Below are 818 nucleotides of genomic sequence, written 5' to 3'. Positions count from 1 at the left end.
AGCGACGTTCGATCTTGCGCAAGGGCTTTCCGCTTCTGCTGCTCGGGTTGTTCGTGTTTCTCGTCTACACCTATTTTTTCGTGGGGTTCGGCGAGTTCACGAATATTCTGCTGCTCGTGGACCCGGTCGTCTACGCCTTGGCTTTTTTCACGTTCCTGCTGAGCATGACCTTTTACGCTTTGACGTGGTGGGATCTGTTGCGGGTGCTCTCCGTGACGACGACGTTTCGGAGGACGTTGCTGTTCACGTGGGTCGGCGCGTTCGTGGACCTGTTGATTCCCGCTGAATCGGTGAGCGGCGAAGTGTCCCGTGCGTATCTGATGCACAAGGATTCTCAAGGCGATACGGGGAAGATCGTGGCTTCAGTGGTGAGCCACCGCATTCTTTCCATGGCGACGACGTTGGGTGGCCTCATCGTAGGGTCCGTGGTCTTTATTGTGCAGTACGAGCCCTCGGGGTTGGTGGTCAGCTTCATTCTGGTTGTCGCGGTCGGCACGGCCCTCTCGCTTTTCCTGCTCGTGTACCTGAGCGTGAAGGAATCGGCGACCAAGCGAGCGGTCAACTGGGTGGTTCGTCTGATTAATCGTCTCTTTCAGAGGGCGGTTGAAAGGCACGCGGGTGAGCACGAAGGTGGCCAGGATGTTGCGGGAGTTTCATCGCGGCATCGCGATTCTGCGTGAACGCCCGCGCAAGCTGGTGGTGCCCGCCGGGTTTTCCTTGTTGGCGTGGTTTTTTGATCTGTCCGTCGCGTTTCTCGTGTTTCTGGCGCTTCCGCTTCCGGTGGAAGTTCGGTTTAGCGCCATCATCATTGTGTATTC

General features: G+C 57.2%; 1 protein-coding gene. It reads left to right on the top strand.

The annotated features are described in order from the left end of the window. Positions 1-680, top strand: a 680-nt coding sequence (locus GTN70_02580) for a flippase-like domain-containing protein (GenBank protein NIO15879.1), incomplete at its 5' end; no start/stop codon positions are given. Positions 681-818: the final 138 nt, after the last annotated feature.

The organism is Deltaproteobacteria bacterium (assembly GCA_011773515.1).
Lineage (GTDB): Bacteria > Desulfobacterota > Deferrimicrobia > J040 > J040 > WVXK01.
Note: the sequence above shows the minus strand (reverse complement) of the source record. Positions and strands in the feature narration are given on the sequence as shown.